The organism is Salinivibrio socompensis S35, assembly GCF_000513715.1.
Taxonomy (GTDB): domain Bacteria; phylum Pseudomonadota; class Gammaproteobacteria; order Enterobacterales; family Vibrionaceae; genus Salinivibrio; species Salinivibrio socompensis.
Genome location: NZ_AQOD01000087.1, coordinates 1 through 15,104, shown reverse-complemented (window position 1 = coordinate 15,104; position 15,104 = coordinate 1). Strand labels below are relative to the sequence as shown.

Sequence of the window (15,104 nt, the reverse complement as noted above, 5' to 3'; positions counted from 1 at the left end):
CGCCCGCGGCACCATTGTTGGCTTAACGCGCGGTGTGAATTCAAACCATATTATTCGAGCGACATTGGAAGGGATTGCTTACCAAACTCGTGACGTATTGGATGCGATGCAAGCCGATTCCGGTATCAAGTTAGCGGCGTTACGTGTCGATGGTGGGGCCGTGGCCAATGACTTCTTGATGCAATTCCAAGCCGATGTGCTCAATACGGAAGTTCACCGTCCCGAAGTGACGGAAGTCACAGCACTGGGTGCGGGTTATCTTGCGGGGATGGCCGTTGGCTTCTGGGGTGGCTTGGATGAGCTAAAAGACAAAGCAAAACTCAATCGTAGCTTTGAGCCTCATCAAGACGAAGAAAAGCGTAACCGTCGTTACCGTGGTTGGAAACGAGCAGTAAAATGTGCGCAAGCATGGGCACAGCTGCATGGTGAGGAAGAAGAGATCTAATTACTTCTAAATTTTTCTTATCTTCAAAAGGCGCGTTTTCGCGCCTTTTTTATGCCCTCCTGCATGGTGACCGATTGCACTCTCGGGGTCATTAGTCGACATTAAACAGCCCGTGCATACGTTAATCGCGGTCTAACAGTTCACAATGCACGCATTTTTATAACACTTATTCTACACTTGTCACACTTGATAATAATTTTTCGAACATTAGTAGTGACCGAAAACGAAAGTTGATATACAGTTATACCTATCAATAAATGTTCGTTCGCTCATATTTGGACAAGGTCGGCTAATAATGACTACGCATAATACTCATCAAGAAGCATTACTCGATATTATCGTCGTGGGAGGCGGTATCAATGGTGCGGGCATCGCCGCAGATGCAGCGGGCCGTGGGCTCAATGTTGGCTTGTACGATGCCAAAGATTTCGCATCGGCCACATCATCAGCGAGCTCCAAACTGATTCATGGCGGGCTTCGCTATTTAGAGCATTATGAATTTCGTCTGGTTTCCGAAGCACTGGCAGAGCGAGAAGTGCTAATTAATAAAGCGCCGCATATTGCCTTTCCTATGCGCTTTCGTTTGCCGCATCGCTCCTATCTGCGTCCTGCGTGGATGATTCGTTGTGGCCTCTTTTTATATGACAATTTAGGTAAGCGTTCGACGTTACCGAGCAGTCACAAAGTGGATCTCAGCAAAACTGGCTACATGAAAAAAGAAATGAAGATCGGTTTTGAATACTCTGATGCGTGGGTTGATGACGCGCGTCTCACACTGCTTAACGCCCAGTTTACCAAAGAGAAAGGCGGCGAAGTCCGTAACTACTGCAAAGTGGTGACAGCAGAGCGTGAGAACAATATCTGGCGCGTCACTTTAGAAGATGCACACACTGGTGAGCGTTTCGAGCGCAAAACCAAAGCCTTGGTGAACGCGACAGGTCCTTGGGTCAAACAGTTTACGACGATAGTCTCCATGAAAAATCGCCCCGAGGGATCAAAATGATCAAAGGCTCTCATATGGTGGTGCCACGTATCCATCAAGATCCACAAGCCTATATTCTGCAGAATAATGATGGTCGTATTGTGTTTGTGATCCCTTACCTAGATAAGTTTTCACTGATCGGCACCACGGATGTTGAACACAAAGCGGACCCGCGTGACGCTAAGATTGACGATGCCGAGGTAGATTATCTTGTTGATGTGGTTAATCAGCACTTTACTCATCAAATCAAGCGCGAGGATGTGGTCTGGAGCTACAGTGGGGTTCGTCCTTTGTGTGATGATGAGTCGGACTCACCGCAGGCAATGACACGTGACTATACCATTGAGTTAGAGCAGCAGGGCAGTCAAGCGCCGCTCGTATCCATCTTCGGTGGTAAGCTCACGACGTATCGCAAACTTGCCGAGTCAGCCATGCGTAAGCTGGAGCCATTCTTCGATAAAATGGGTCAACCATGGACCGCAAATGGAATCTTACCCGGTGGCGACTTTAGTTGTGGCCGAGATGATCTGGCCGCTTCAATCAAGCAACGTTATCCGTGGTTAAGCAACGAGACCGCGCAGCGATTTGTGGATACATACGGTACCTGTACCCATCAACTGATGAAAGGCTGCACCAGCGAAGTAGATATGGGGCGTCAGTTTGCAGACGGTGTTTACCAAGCTGAGCTGAATTATCTCATTCAACACGAGTTTGTGCAGCATGTTGAAGACGCGCTATGGCGCCGCACTAAGCTTGGTCTGTATCTGACTGCTGAGCAATCAGACGCTATCGGGCAATATATTGAACAGCAACGTGTAAGTGTACAGTCACTGCCTTTGAGTGAAGCCAGTTAAAACGTTGCTATCGATGCATTCTCGTCATCAATGAAGTGAAAAGAGCGCCGATTTGGCGCTCTTTTTTTAGACTATTAATGACTATTTTTGGTGCAATACTAACGTCGATTGGCTGATAAGGTACTGCCTAACGAGGCGGTGATCACCATACCGATAGCGAGCCACTGCCGCAGCGCAAGCTGCTCGTCGAGAATCAGTAGCCCTGCCATTGCGGCAACGGCGGGCTCTAAACTCATCATCACACTGAACGTTTGCTTGGGCATGTTTCGCAGCGCGATCATCTCTAACGAGTAGGGAATGGCGCTAGAAATAAGTGCAACCGCAATGCCCAATGGCAGCAGTTGCCACTGGAACATAGCGCCATCGGTAGCAATGTAGCCGGCTGGGACAAGGTAAAGCGCTGCAACCGTCATGCCGATTGCAACGGTGCCGCCCCCTGGCGCTAGATTGCCCGCTTTTTGACCAAATAAAATATAGCCAGCCCAACAGCCACCTGCCGCTAATGCATAGCCAACACCGATAGGATCGAGCGCATTCACCCCTGAGAGATCAGGTAAAAGGGTAATAACACCACCCACCGCAAGTACAATCCACAGGCTGTCCCGCGCGCGCCGTATTGAAAGCAATGCAACCAGTAAAGGACCCGTGAACTCAAGTGCAACGGCGATCCCGAGAGGAATGGTTTCAATCGCTAAATAAAGCAGCAGCATCATGCCACCCAGGCAGCTGCCATAGATGGTAATGGCTCGCCAATGCCTGCCTCGTGGCCATTGACGCCATGGTCGGAATACCAGCCATAGTATCAGTGCAGAAAATCCGACTCGGAGCGCACTTGTTCCGATGGGTCCCACCAGAGGAAACAGCTGCTTGGCAAACGAGGCACCGAATTGAATCGCGCACATGGCGCCAAAAACACTCAATATAGCGGTAAAAAGCGCGCGAGCCTGCATATTTCCTCTCCTTGGTGATGTTAAAGTCTTACCTTAACATAAAGACAAAAAAAAGCCGCTCCGATGAGAGCGGCCGAGAGGCGTTGTAGATTTTCACCCAGAACCAAGCCTATTGGGATATCGATTAATCCTTTTGTTGACGTTGGCGTCGGTACTTTTTCTGCGCCCGACGTTGCTCAATGACTTTTCTCGCTTCACCGCCGACGTGTTGTTCACCCCGTTCACGCGCGAGGCGAACTTGATATTCTCGTTCACGAAACGCGGCTTTTTGCGCGTCGGTGTGTTTATCGATACATTTTGGACAAGAGACGCCTTGTTCATAGTGCTCGCTTTCCATGTCTGCTTGGGTTATCGGCAGGCGACAAGCGTTACACATTGCGTAAGAGCCTTTTTCTAACTCATGATTAACGGCAACACGGCTATCGAAGACATAACACTCACCGTTCCACAAGCTCTCGCTCTCAGGGACCTCTTCAAGATACTTTAGGATCCCGCCCTCTAGGTGGTATACCTCATCGAAGCCTTTTTCTTTCAAAAATGCGGTCGACTTTTCACAGCGGATCCCGCCAGTGCAGAACATCGCCACCTTTTTGTGGGTGCTGGGATCAAGCTGCTGCTCGACATAGTCAGGGAACTCGCGGAAGCTATCCGTATGCGGGTTAACGGCTCGCTCAAAGGTACCGATCTCAATTTCGTAATCGTTGCGTGTATCAATTACCAATACATCCGGATCGCTGATTAATGCGTTCCATTCGGTCGGTTTAACATAGGTTCCGACACTTTGGCGCGGATCAATGCCTTCAACGCCCATGGTGACGATTTCTTTTTTCAGTTTTACCTTAGTACGACTAAACGGCTGGCTGTCTTCAAACGATTCTTTATAGTCAATATCGGCTAAGCGTGGATCGTTTTTAAACCACGCAAATAGCGCGTCCATATTTTCTCGTGTCGCAGCGACTGTGCCATTGATGCCTTCGTGAGCGAGAAGGAGGGTACCGCCTATCTGGTTGGCTTCCATTACCTCAAGCAACGGCGCTTGCAAAGACTGATAGTCTTCAAGGGTGACAAATTTGTACAAAGCACAAATGACATATGTGGACATGTTTTTTCCTCTTGCTGGCTGGAGCGTAAATCCAGTGCATGGGTGATTAGGGGGACAAAGCAGGGCGCGGAGTATATCGAAATGGCGATGCGCTAAACACCGACAGAAAGTATGGTTACTGACTGAAAAACGTACCACGCACGACTTAGTGGTCCTCAACTGTTTCGCTCTCAAATCAAATAAAGCCTGTAACTGCGCCATCAAAGCCAATTTTTATGTGATAAAAGTCATGAATATGCGGCAAAAATATCGCTCGTATATGAGTATCATCGTAGCGTGAATGGGTTTTTAGTCACGCCATGTTTGTTTTTATTTTGTGGTCTAATTATTTGCGGCTGGGCGTGAATCGCTGGCTCGTTGCAGGAGTTCAGTGATGGTTGCACAATCAAAGGAAGGGATTCGCACATGCTTGAAGAATGGATTAATGCTTTCGTTGGCTTTATTTGGGGAAAGCCGATGCTCATTTTACTCGTCGGGGGAGGGATCTTTTTCACCTTATACGGCAAGTTTACGCCATTTCGCTATATGGGGCACAGTTTAAAACTCCTTACAGGTCGAGTTGATGATGGCTCGGGGCATGGTGATTTATCGCACCGAAAGGCCTTGGCGGCTGCCTTGTCGGGGACGCTTGGGCTGGGCAACATTGCTGGCGTTGCTTTGGCGCTCAGTGCGGGTGGCCCAGGTGCTGTGTTTTGGATGTGGTTAACTGCATTATTGGGGGTGTCGACGAAATTCTACACCTGCACACTTGGCGTGATGTATCGCCACAAAGACAGCGAAGGTCGCGTACATGGCGGACCAATGTACACGGTGCGTAATGGCTTGGGCGACAAGTTCAAATGGCTCGCGGTGCTATTTGCTGTTGCGGGATTAATGGGGTTTGTCCCCTCTTTCCAGATTAATCAGCTTGGTGCGGTGGTCCAAACACAACTGTTTCCAGGGGTTGAGTGGCTAGAGAGCACGGCTTTTTCGTGGGGGCTGGGGGTTGTTTTGGCCATTTTTGTCGGGATGGTAATTTGGGGCGGCTTGAAGCGCGTTGCGGATGTTGCGGGTGCACTGGTTCCGCTAATGGCCGGGAGTTATATGGTGATGGCAGTCATTGCCTTGTTGCTTAACGTAGATCGCGTACCGGCTGTTTTCCAATCTATTTTCACCAGTGCCTTTTCGCCTGACGCCATGTTTGGTGGCCTGATCAGTGTGATTATTGTTGGGGTGAGTCGCGGCGCTTTCTCGAATGAAGCAGGGATTGGCACTGAGGTGATGGCTCATAGCGCTGCTAAAACCAATGAACCAGTGCGCGAAGGCTTAGTGGCGAGTCTAGGGCCAATTATCGATACCTTAATTGTATGCAGTTGTACCGCATTGGTTATCTTGGTTACAGGGGTACTCGATCAGGCTGACGGCATGCAAGGTGTCAGTTTGACCATGGCTGCTTTTAAGGCTGCTTTCGGTGCGCCCGGTGCATGGTTACTAGCGGCACAAGTTTTGGTGCTATCCTTTACCACCGTATTTACCTTCTGGTATTACGGTTATAAGTGCTTTGTTTACCTCTTCGGAGAAACGGCGGGACAGTATTACAAGTACTTATATCTTTCATTGGTCGTGCTGGGTGCGGTTGTATCACTGGATGTGGTTTTCCTCTTCTTGATAGGTGCTTATGGCCTAATGGCGGTCCCCACGATGATCTCTGGACTGTTATTAGCACCAAAAGTCAACCAAGCAGCGAAAGCCTATTTTTCAAGCCAGGCCTATAAACGTTCGGACCAAGTTCAGTCTCGCGTCACCCATCACTAACTCGCGCTGTTTTGCAGTACTCAGTTTTTATTATTATCTACAATCAAAAGGCTGCCTGTTACCGGCAGCCTTTCTTTTTTCATTATGGAAAGCTTCTTATCATAGAAGACTTTTTTGTCATGAAACGCAGTGAGTTGTGTATATGTTAGTCATCCAACGGTGCACCAAACACATACTTATCGACGAGGCCAACCATGCGCCCAATCTCAGGTTTGGTAATAGTATCGTTTGCACCGAGTTGTAAGGCCTTCACGCGGTTAGCCTCACTCATAATGGAGGAGAACATAATAATCGGCATGGTTTTGTAAGCATCTGTTTCACGTAGACGCTTGACCAGGTGCATGCCGTCCATCCGGGGCATCTCAACATCTGAGACAATGGCATCGACAAATTCAGTGATGGCGACGCCTTCTTCTTTTGATATTCGTTCAAACTCGGTCAGCTTTTCGAACGCTTCGCCACCATCTTTGGCGGAGATAATATTAAAGCCGGCTGAGCGGAGTGTGTTTTCGATCAAGCTACGAATAAAGGCGGAGTCGTCGACGACCAATGCAGTTTTAGCTTCGCGCTTTTTGGCGCTGGATTCGGATATATTGACGCTTCTATCCTGAGTGACATCGTATTTTTCCATGCTCAATTCAGGGTTGATATCCGCGATGATCTTTTCGAAGTCCAAGATCATGATTAGATTTTTGTCTTTACGCACGACCGCTACCACACAATCTTGCTCGCCCGCTTCCAAAAACTGGCTAGGAGATTCAACGGCTTCCCATGAAATACGATGAATGCGACTGATACTGTCGATCAAAAAACCATTGGTCATGTTGTTGAAATCGGTGACGATGACAAACTTGTTGTCTTTTTCAGGCCGTGTTGGCACGCCTAACCAGCCAGCGAGATCAATTAATGGGGTCAGTTTGTCGCGCGATGAGAACACACCAATCATGTGTGATTGCGCATTGGGGTAATCCGTTGTTTCAGGGACTTGAATGACCTCACGAACCTTGGCCACATTGATACCGTAGTAGCAGGTTTTGGTGCTACCGTCAGGAAGTTGCTTTATCAAGTGGAACTCAATGATTTCGAGCTCATTCGTACCACTTTCCGTTAGTATTTCGTTTTTTGATGGCTCGTGATTCATGCCTACCACATTTCCTTTCGATAACAGCGAATAACGCTGAGGTGAACTAACATGTGGTCAGTATAAGCCTGAGATCGTTAAAGCGACAATATTTGCGCATCAATCAAACGATGATCTGTGGCCTATCGCGCTAATTGATGCATAAAACTCGTCATCCAATCACAGGATCTTAACATGGGAGAAGCCAGCCTAACGCAGACTTCACCCATGAGTCGATGAGAGGCTAAGGCAGCGCTACGTCCAAATGATAATTACCAACCATTTTCCCTTGCTTGTTTAAAAAGCGCATATAAGAGAACGGCTCAAGATCAATGGTGGTTGGCATGCCACGCACCACTTCATTCATGACCTTACCTGTGATGGCTGAGGTCAACATACCGGTACGAAAGTGACCACATGCATTAAGATAACCGTCAATGTCCGGTACTGCACCGAGGATCGGCAGTTCATCAGGCGAACCTGGACGTAACCCTGCCCAGCAGCGCTTGATGTTCATCTTTTTCAGCTCAGGGATAGACTTCATTGCCCCTTGCGCGAGTTGTTTGATGTATTTCATCTCTGTGGTGGTATCGAAGCCACGCTCTTCGGTGGTCGAGCCAATCAGTACTTCGCCGTTGTCTTTTTGGGCGATGTAGCAATCACTGGTGGTTAAACATCCATTCAGAAGCTTAGGCAACTTTTCAGAGACGATCACTTGGCCTTTGACGGGGAACACAGGCATTGGCATCCCGGTTGCCCATAAACTCAGTTTTTCAGCCCATGCACCGCCGGCATTGATCATGGTGCCACAACCCAGTTTGCCGTTTTCTGTTTCGACCGCGACGACTCGGTTACCTTGTCTGACAATACCAGTCACCTTGGTATTGAGGTATAGCTCAACCCCATTTTGCCGCGCCGCTTCTAAATAGGCTTCGTTTAAGCGATAAGGGTTGATTTGATGATCCCCTTCAAACTCCATCGCGCCAATCGCATCGCGTGAAACATTGGGTTCCTGCGAGTGAAGAGCTTCTTGAGACACCCAGCGGACATGCGCTTGGCGATCTGGGATAGCGGCCGCAATGTGCTCTGCATAGAGTTTGTCGTATTTATCGAACATGACAAATTTCAGACCGGTACGCTCGAATTTAAAGTCAACGCCGTGATGGGTCATCAGATCATCATACAGCGCTGGATAAAGCTGATTCGACAGCATTGCCATATCAAAAAATGGCTTAGGCATAATGTGCGGTTTTATTTCTGACGACCGATCTTCGCCGCTTTCTTGCATCTGTTTGGAGAGGGTCTTAAACAAAATGACTCCACAGCCAAGGCCGGTTGATTCACCCATTGCCCACAGGCCACCCGCTGAGGCGCGAGATGCATTCCCCGGATATTTATAATCTACTACGGCGATCGATAAGTCGCGCTCGCGGCTTAAATGATAAGCCACCGAGGCGCCGATCACGCCGCCGCCACAAATTACGATGTCATACTGTTTCATGCGTCATCCTCCAACGCAGCAAAAGGAATAGGATCGAGTGGGAATCGAGGGCGAATCAAAGGCTGAGGAGAGGTGGTGCTTTGATTGAGCCGATCGTAGCAATAGTGGGCACAGGTTTTGCCTTGGCAATCACCCATGGTGACGCGGGTACGCATTTTAAGCGTGATGACATCCTTCACACCTTGGTTAATAGCGTTATCAATGTCTGCTTTTTTTACTTGTTCACAGCGACAGATCACCGTGTCTTTTTCTGGCAAACTCAGCAGGCCTGGGCGACGATAACCTGCGGTATCAAAGCTTTAACGAAAACGATAGCTCTTATCGAGCTGATGACGTAAGGCCTTAAATTCATTCTCAAGGTTAGGCATCAATATATTGCGTGCGTTGAGCGCTGCGTATGCCGCAATCTTTCCTTCCAGCATGGCTGCTTCAGCGCCGGCAAACTTCACGGTATCGCCTGCGCAGTAGACATTGTCGATACTGGCACGTTGCCACTCATCCACGACCGGGATCGCACCACTCATGTGATCGTATTGCATTTCTAGCCCCATCAATTGCGCCAGCTGAGAGCGTGCAGCAAAGCCGTAGCCGATACCCAGCACATCAGCATTGATGGTTTCCGCACGGCTGACATCTGGGTGCCAGTCTTTACTGTACGGCGCGACGGTGACTTGCTCGACTTGGGGCCCGCCAATGGCCTTGACCACGCCCCAACCGTAGTGCATGGGAATATGATGTCGTTTGAGATACATCATCATCGATAGACCATCCAACGCGAGTTGTGGGCGGTTGAGCAATGCGAGGGTTTCACGTGCTAAATCTTTGAACGGCGCGGCCTCGTAAATACCCGTAATATCACATCCAGCCTTATGAAGCTGGCAGGCGACCAGGACAAGCAAAGGGCCGGTGCCGGTGATCACACAGCGATTGCCGGGGCGGACCAAACCGCTTTTGATTTGTAGCTGGATACCACCAAGAAGCATCACCCCTGGCATATCCCAACCTGGGAACGGAATACTACGCTCTTGGCAACCTGTTGCGAGGATCAACTGCTCATAGTCAATCGTCGACAGCGTCTCTTGGTGTGCCGTTAGTAGGTGTTGGTCAGCCATCGGCCCAGTACGCGTGTTAGGCTACGCAAGTCAATCAAGTCTTGATGTTCGCGATATTGCTCGCGCAGCGATTGTGAAGTTGCCTTCCATTTATCATCCAAGTGAGGCAGGGCGTCGGTATCACGCCATGGACCACGATAAACCACGCCGCCTGGCTTAGGCGCTTCATCAAGGATAATGCTGGGTACTTTCTGCTTGGCAAGCGTGACTGCAGCAGAGAGACCGGCAGGCCCAGCGCCGACAATAACAACAGGCTTAGACATGGGGTTCTCCTTGCTCGATGGTGTTGCTTTCGAGATCCGTGTTTTCAACCTCTTTGTTTTGAAATACTTTTTTTTCAAATGCTTGGCTTTCAACCACTATGTTTGCTTCAGTGCGGACATCCATATCGGGTTGTACCGCTACTTGGCAGGCACGTTGTTTGTGGCGGCCGTTAATTTCCAGCGTACAACAATGGCACACGCCCATGCCGCAATATGCACCGGCTAAGCGGCCATAGTCATTTTTAGATACAGCGCGAATATTGCTAGCGAGTAACGTACTCAGCACGCTTTCTCCTGCGATGGCAGGAACCGTCTCGCCATTAACAAGGATCGAGAACGTTTGGCCAACGGCATCGGTAATGTCTTGGGATCGTTTCATCGTTTTAGTTTGCTCTTTCGTTGGTTATCAGGACAATGATGACACCCACTTTGTTTGTTTGAGTGATCAGGTCTTGTTGTCTTATTTATTAGGCTGGACGTATGCTATATCTTAATCGTGAACTTAGTGTTACTTTTTGTTTCGTTTTTGTTATCCCTCACAAAAGTTGAGGAAAATAAAATGATTGTGAGCTTTATCACGCCGTTGCTTTGTTTGATTGAGTGAGGATAAATGAGCAGTGGGAATCGCCGATATCATGCGCGATTGCATGAAACGTCTCGCTGTGCCAACAATGGATGATTAGAGTAAACGACGACGATAATCAGGAGGCGCGAATGACTGAAACGAGTTCTGAGTGGTTGGAAGACGTGAGAGCGATGCGCGAGGTGTTTGATCAACAAAAAGCACTCGTTTCTCAGTTTCCGTTTCCTGACTATATGCATCGTATTGATGGGCTTAAGCAGCTGAGGCAAGCAATAAAAGATCGTCATGAAGTACTGCAACAAGCCCTTAGTGAGGATTACGGCCACCGTGCTTTTGGTGACACCGAAATCGCTGATATTCTGCCACTGATACACCAGATTGATTACACCCGCCGCCGATTAAAACGATGGATGAAGCCGCAAAAACGGCGCCCAGGTATTACCTTGCTGGGCACCAAATTGGCGGTGCACCAACAGCCTAAAGGGGTGGTTGGAATTGTCGTGCCGTGGAACTTTCCAATTATGCTGGCAGTTAGTCCATTGATTTGCGCGTTGGCGGCCGGCAATCGGGTGATGCTTAAACTGTCAGAATTTACCCCCAAAACGAATCAGGTGCTACGCGAGCTCATCGCTGATGTATTTAGCCCTCACGAAGTCGCTGTCATTGAAGGAGAAGTGGAAGTGTCGCGCCGCTTTACCGAATTGGAGTTCGATCATCTGTTTTTACCGGTTCGACCCACGTTGGACGGCAAGTGATGTTCGCGGCGGCTGATAACCTGACGCCTGTTACTCTCGAATTGGGGGGGAAATCGCCGGTGATCATCGATGATCAGATTGATATGGACGTTGCCGTCTCGCGGCTCATTTACGGAAAATGTTTAAACGCCGGACAGATATGTGTCGCACCCGACTATGTTCTGTGTCCTGAACATCGGCAAGAGGCGTTTATTCACGCGTACCAGCGGGCTTTCCGTGCTATGTATCCTGACTTTGAAGCCAACCAAGACTACAGCCAGATCATTAACCAGACTCAAGCCACTCGCCTTGAAGCGACGCTACAAGATGCGCTAGAAAAAGGGGCGAGGCGTTGGTGTGCGCTTGACCAAGAAGCCATGCCGACCGCAGAAAAACGACGTTGGCCAACTCAGTTGCTGACTCATGTCACTGACGACATGAGGGTGATGCAAGAAGAGATTTTTGGCCCGCTTTTGCCCATTGTCACTTATCAAAATTTCACCGAGGCATTGGCCTATATTCAGGCACGTCCACGACCGCTCGCTTTGTATTTGATGAGCAATGACACGGAGAAACGCACGCAGGTGACAACACAGCTTCACGCCGGTGGCATGGGCATTAATGAAACCGTATTCCATGTAGCGGCAGAAGATGCACCTTCGGCGGCATTGGCGACTCTGGCATGGGGCATTATCACGGCGTTGAAGCTTTTATACCTTTAGCCATAGTAAAACTGTACTCACTCGCGACAAGTGGGATACCAGCTTTTTGGTCAAACCCCCTTACAACCGCTGGTACAAACGCCTAATGCGCTGGTGGTTGCTCAGATAACAGTATATTGACTGTGCGATATTGTTTTTTAATCAGTATATAACCCGATCAAACCACTAAACTTTTTGCGGAAATTGATCTATATCTTTGGTTGTTACATAACTGTTAAAAAATGTAGGGCAATGCAAGGAGCGACATAATGGCGTTTTCAGTACAACCCGATTCTATGCTGCCAGATATTGGCGAACATGAGCGTGCGATGGTTGAGCAAGAGGTCAAGCTCGCAGTCACAGATGCAAACGGAAAATCGTTAGGTTACTTGGCCATGGTGCCGGATGCGCAACGATTTATCTCGTTAACTCAGGACAGTACAGAGGCGCTGAGTTTTATTAAGACTCCCTGTAGCGTCAATGCGGGCTATTATCAGTGGTCTTTTTTTTATGACGACGTCGAGTATGGTCTCGATTGTTTGATTGAACCCGACAGAAACAAGTGCCGGCTTTATGCCAACGATCACGCTGCCGCCGCACCCTCATGGAAGCTCGCTTATGAAGCGGAGCTTGGTCCTTTGATGACAGCTGCCCCCATCTCTGCGATTGGGCCGGGTACGCGTATCGCTGTTACGCCCGAAGATGCCGAGGTATCTAGTGTGTTAGTGGGGGCGCTTGATGGTGGTGTGTTAATCCATGAAGAGCCGACCTAACGGAAAAAGCAGCATGAGCAGCTAATGAGCCAGCGTGAGACCGCTGGCTTTTTTCTGTCTATAGGGATCACCATTAGGCTGTGAGGTCAAATGGATTTTTCATATAGAGTGCGGAGAATGTCTAAAATAAAGGACTAAATGTGCCTAGTGAAAAAGTGTTATACCGTAATGTACTTGATAAATTAACATATTGTAAACAATTAGTTAAAAGTTAACAGATGATAAAATGGTTAATAATGCTAATGGATTTCCTTAATAAAGTGGTTTTCACTACGGAAAAAACAGCCTCAGTTGTATAGATTTAAAGCGTGCTTGTTGTTTTTTGTAGGCAATTATTACTGATACATTTAACCATTGTAAGGAATACAATATGTTAAAGCATGTTCTTAGCTGTTGCGTCGCGTCGGCGCTGATGGCGGTATCATCCGCGGCTCTATCTGAACAAAATGACGGTAAACAAGGTATCTCTCAGCAGCAAACGCTAGCGCCATTAGTGGTTGCATCGGAAGAGCAGGGGATTGAGGATCAATATATCGTGGTACTCAAGCAGCCACTGACACTGAGTGATGACCCGCAAGCGTTGAAAAGCTTTACTCGACAAGCAGTGTCCAGCATGGTCAACCAACATGCGGTCAAAGTAGAAAAAGTGTTTGATCGCTCACTGAGTGGGTTTGTAGCCAAGCTCTCACCGGTACAACTGCGCACATTGCGTATGGACTCGCAAGTTGAATTTATCGAACAAGATAAAACCATTGAACTGGATCCGGTGATCACCCCAGATATCAACCAGAACAACCCAGTATGGGGGCTGGATCGTATTGATCAACGCAATCTCCCTCTAGATAACAACTACAGCACTAACTTTGATGGCTCCGGTGTCACTGCGTATGTCATTGATACGGGTGTGACAACGTCACATGTTGAGTTTGGTGGTCGTGCACGCTCTGGCTACGACTTCGTTGATAACGACAATGATGCGTCAGACTGTAATGGCCACGGCACGCATGTGGCGGGCACCATTGGCGGTAGTCAATACGGGGTCGCTAAAAATGTTGATATTGTCGGGGTGAGAGTGCTCAGCTGTAGCGGATCGGGTTCAACATCCGGCGTTATTGGCGGTGTCGATTGGGTAGCAGCTAATGCCAATGGTCCCTCTGTGGCAAACATGAGCCTAGGTGGCGGTGTGTCAACGGCGCTCGATCGTGCGGTCGCGAGTGCAGTGCAATCTGGCGTAAGTTTTATGCTGGCGGCGGGTAACTCGAATGCAGATGCCTGTAATAGCTCACCGGCCCGCGAGCCTAGTGGGGTAACGGTTGGCTCTACCACGAGCAGCGATAACCGCTCTAACTTCTCAAATTGGGGAAGCTGCTTGGATGTGTTTGCTCCAGGATCGAACATTAAGTCCGCCTGGTATGATGGCAGTTACCGCACCATTAGTGGTACGTCGATGGCGACACCTCATGTTGCAGGCGTGGCAGCGCTGTATTTGCAAGAAAATAGCAGTCTTTCGCCCGCACAAGTAGCGAATTTAATTAGCAATCGCGCGAGTGCAGATAAAATCAGCGATCCTCGTGGCTCCGTCAACAAACTGTTGTATAGCCAAGCTGATAGTAGCTGTGAGCCGGATTGTGGTCCTACACCAGATCCAAAAAACGAGCTTAAGAATGGGCAACCGATAACCGGTATATCGGGTAATCAAGGTGGTCAGCGTTTCTTCTATGTAGATATGGCAGCTGGCCAGCGCCTTACTGTGAACATTAATGGTGGCTCGGGTGATGCCGACTTGTATGTGCGCTATGGTGCAAAACCCACCTTAAGTAACTGGGATTGCCGTCCTTACAATTACGGTAATAGTGAAGTGTGTACTGTACAGAATACTCAAAACGGTCGCTATCATGTGATGTTAAACGGCTACTCTGCCTTTAGTGGTGTTAGCGTGACTGCCCGTTACTAGGTTGTTTGTTAGCGACGAATAGTATTCGCCGCGCGACAAGTGATCAATGGTAGGGTACAGAGTTAAAAGCGCGGCGATGATCCGCGCTTTTTCTATTTGTAGTGGCGTATCTGTTTCGCTAAACAGTCATCTAGCGCGAGATGTAACATATGAGTGATTTATCACCGAAAAGTGAGATGTAAACAGTTACACCTTGTCAACATCTAGCAAACGAAAATGTGGTTGTTGCATTATTT

General features: G+C 48.6%; 14 protein-coding genes and 1 pseudogene. 7 read left to right on the top strand and 8 right to left on the bottom strand.

The window, feature by feature from the left end:
- Both DZ54_RS20830 and glpD read left to right on the top strand, forming a co-directional pair.
- A partial coding sequence (locus DZ54_RS20830; protein WP_037354240.1) for an FGGY-family carbohydrate kinase occupies positions 1 to 445 on the top strand: 445 nt, incomplete at its 5' end.
- A 295-nt stretch (positions 446 to 740) separates the two neighbouring features.
- Positions 741 to 2,281 (top strand): annotated as a pseudogene (gene glpD, locus DZ54_RS20825) (glycerol-3-phosphate dehydrogenase).
- Positions 2,282 to 2,379: 98 nt separating this feature from the next.
- On the opposite strand, the gene DZ54_RS0110365 reads toward glpD, so the two are convergent.
- Together DZ54_RS0110365 and trhO are read right to left on the bottom strand one after the other, a co-directional pair.
- Positions 2,380 to 3,231, bottom strand: coding sequence for an EamA family transporter (locus DZ54_RS0110365; protein WP_025674012.1), 852 nt, complete (start codon positions 3,229 to 3,231; stop codon positions 2,380 to 2,382).
- 124 nt (positions 3,232 to 3,355) lie between these two features.
- Positions 3,356 to 4,333, bottom strand: coding sequence for an oxygen-dependent tRNA uridine(34) hydroxylase TrhO (gene trhO, locus DZ54_RS0110360; RefSeq protein ID WP_025674011.1), 978 nt, complete (start codon positions 4,331 to 4,333; stop codon positions 3,356 to 3,358).
- A gap of 405 nt (positions 4,334 to 4,738) precedes the next feature.
- On the opposite strand from trhO, the gene DZ54_RS0110355 reads away from it, so the two are divergent.
- Positions 4,739 to 6,127, top strand: coding sequence for an alanine/glycine:cation symporter family protein (locus tag DZ54_RS0110355; protein ID WP_025674010.1), 1,389 nt, complete (start codon positions 4,739 to 4,741; stop codon positions 6,125 to 6,127).
- Between the two features lie 145 nt (positions 6,128 to 6,272).
- Here DZ54_RS0110355 and DZ54_RS0110350 read toward each other — a convergent pair whose 3' ends face one another.
- The 6 genes from DZ54_RS0110350 to DZ54_RS20815 all read right to left on the bottom strand — a co-directional run bounded on the left by DZ54_RS0110350 (position 6,273) and on the right by DZ54_RS20815 (position 10,502).
- Complete coding sequence (locus tag DZ54_RS0110350) at positions 6,273 to 7,268, bottom strand: chemotaxis protein (protein WP_025674009.1); 996 nt, start codon at positions 7,266 to 7,268, stop codon at positions 6,273 to 6,275.
- A 223-nt stretch (positions 7,269 to 7,491) separates the two neighbouring features.
- Positions 7,492 to 8,748, bottom strand: a complete 1,257-nt coding sequence (locus DZ54_RS0110345; protein WP_025674008.1) for an NAD(P)/FAD-dependent oxidoreductase — start codon at positions 8,746 to 8,748, stop codon at positions 7,492 to 7,494.
- Complete coding sequence (locus DZ54_RS26040; RefSeq protein ID WP_240473962.1) at positions 8,745 to 9,005, bottom strand: (2Fe-2S)-binding protein; 261 nt, start codon at positions 9,003 to 9,005, stop codon at positions 8,745 to 8,747. Before DZ54_RS26040 ends, DZ54_RS0110345 begins: the two co-directional genes overlap by 4 nt.
- A gap of 42 nt (positions 9,006 to 9,047) precedes the next feature.
- Positions 9,048 to 9,860 (bottom strand): NAD(P)/FAD-dependent oxidoreductase, encoded by an 813-nt coding sequence (locus DZ54_RS20820; protein ID WP_276202026.1) that lies wholly within the window; start codon positions 9,858 to 9,860, stop codon positions 9,048 to 9,050.
- On the bottom strand, positions 9,839 to 10,123 hold the full coding sequence (locus tag DZ54_RS26795) for an NAD(P)-binding protein (RefSeq protein WP_276202025.1): 285 nt from the start codon (positions 10,121 to 10,123) through the stop codon (positions 9,839 to 9,841). Before DZ54_RS26795 ends, DZ54_RS20820 begins: the two co-directional genes overlap by 22 nt.
- Entirely contained in the window at positions 10,116 to 10,502 is a 387-nt protein-coding gene (locus DZ54_RS20815) for a (2Fe-2S)-binding protein (protein ID WP_025674007.1), read from the bottom strand. Before DZ54_RS20815 ends, DZ54_RS26795 begins: the two co-directional genes overlap by 8 nt.
- 335 nt (positions 10,503 to 10,837) lie before the next feature.
- On the opposite strand from DZ54_RS20815, the gene DZ54_RS26790 reads away from it, so the two are divergent.
- The 4 genes from DZ54_RS26790 to DZ54_RS0110320 all read left to right on the top strand — a co-directional run bounded on the left by DZ54_RS26790 (position 10,838) and on the right by DZ54_RS0110320 (position 14,868).
- Positions 10,838 to 11,461 (top strand): aldehyde dehydrogenase family protein, encoded by a 624-nt coding sequence (locus DZ54_RS26790; protein ID WP_276202023.1) that lies wholly within the window; start codon positions 10,838 to 10,840, stop codon positions 11,459 to 11,461.
- Positions 11,461 to 12,162 (top strand): aldehyde dehydrogenase family protein, encoded by a 702-nt coding sequence (locus DZ54_RS26785; protein WP_276202027.1) that lies wholly within the window; start codon positions 11,461 to 11,463, stop codon positions 12,160 to 12,162. Before DZ54_RS26790 ends, DZ54_RS26785 begins: the two co-directional genes overlap by 1 nt.
- Positions 12,163 to 12,410: 248 nt before the next feature.
- Positions 12,411 to 12,914 (top strand): hypothetical protein, encoded by a 504-nt coding sequence (locus DZ54_RS0110325; RefSeq protein ID WP_025674006.1) that lies wholly within the window; start codon positions 12,411 to 12,413, stop codon positions 12,912 to 12,914.
- A gap of 370 nt (positions 12,915 to 13,284) precedes the next feature.
- Complete coding sequence (locus tag DZ54_RS0110320) at positions 13,285 to 14,868, top strand: S8 family peptidase (RefSeq protein WP_025674005.1); 1,584 nt, start codon at positions 13,285 to 13,287, stop codon at positions 14,866 to 14,868.
- Positions 14,869 to 15,104 lie beyond the last annotated feature (236 nt).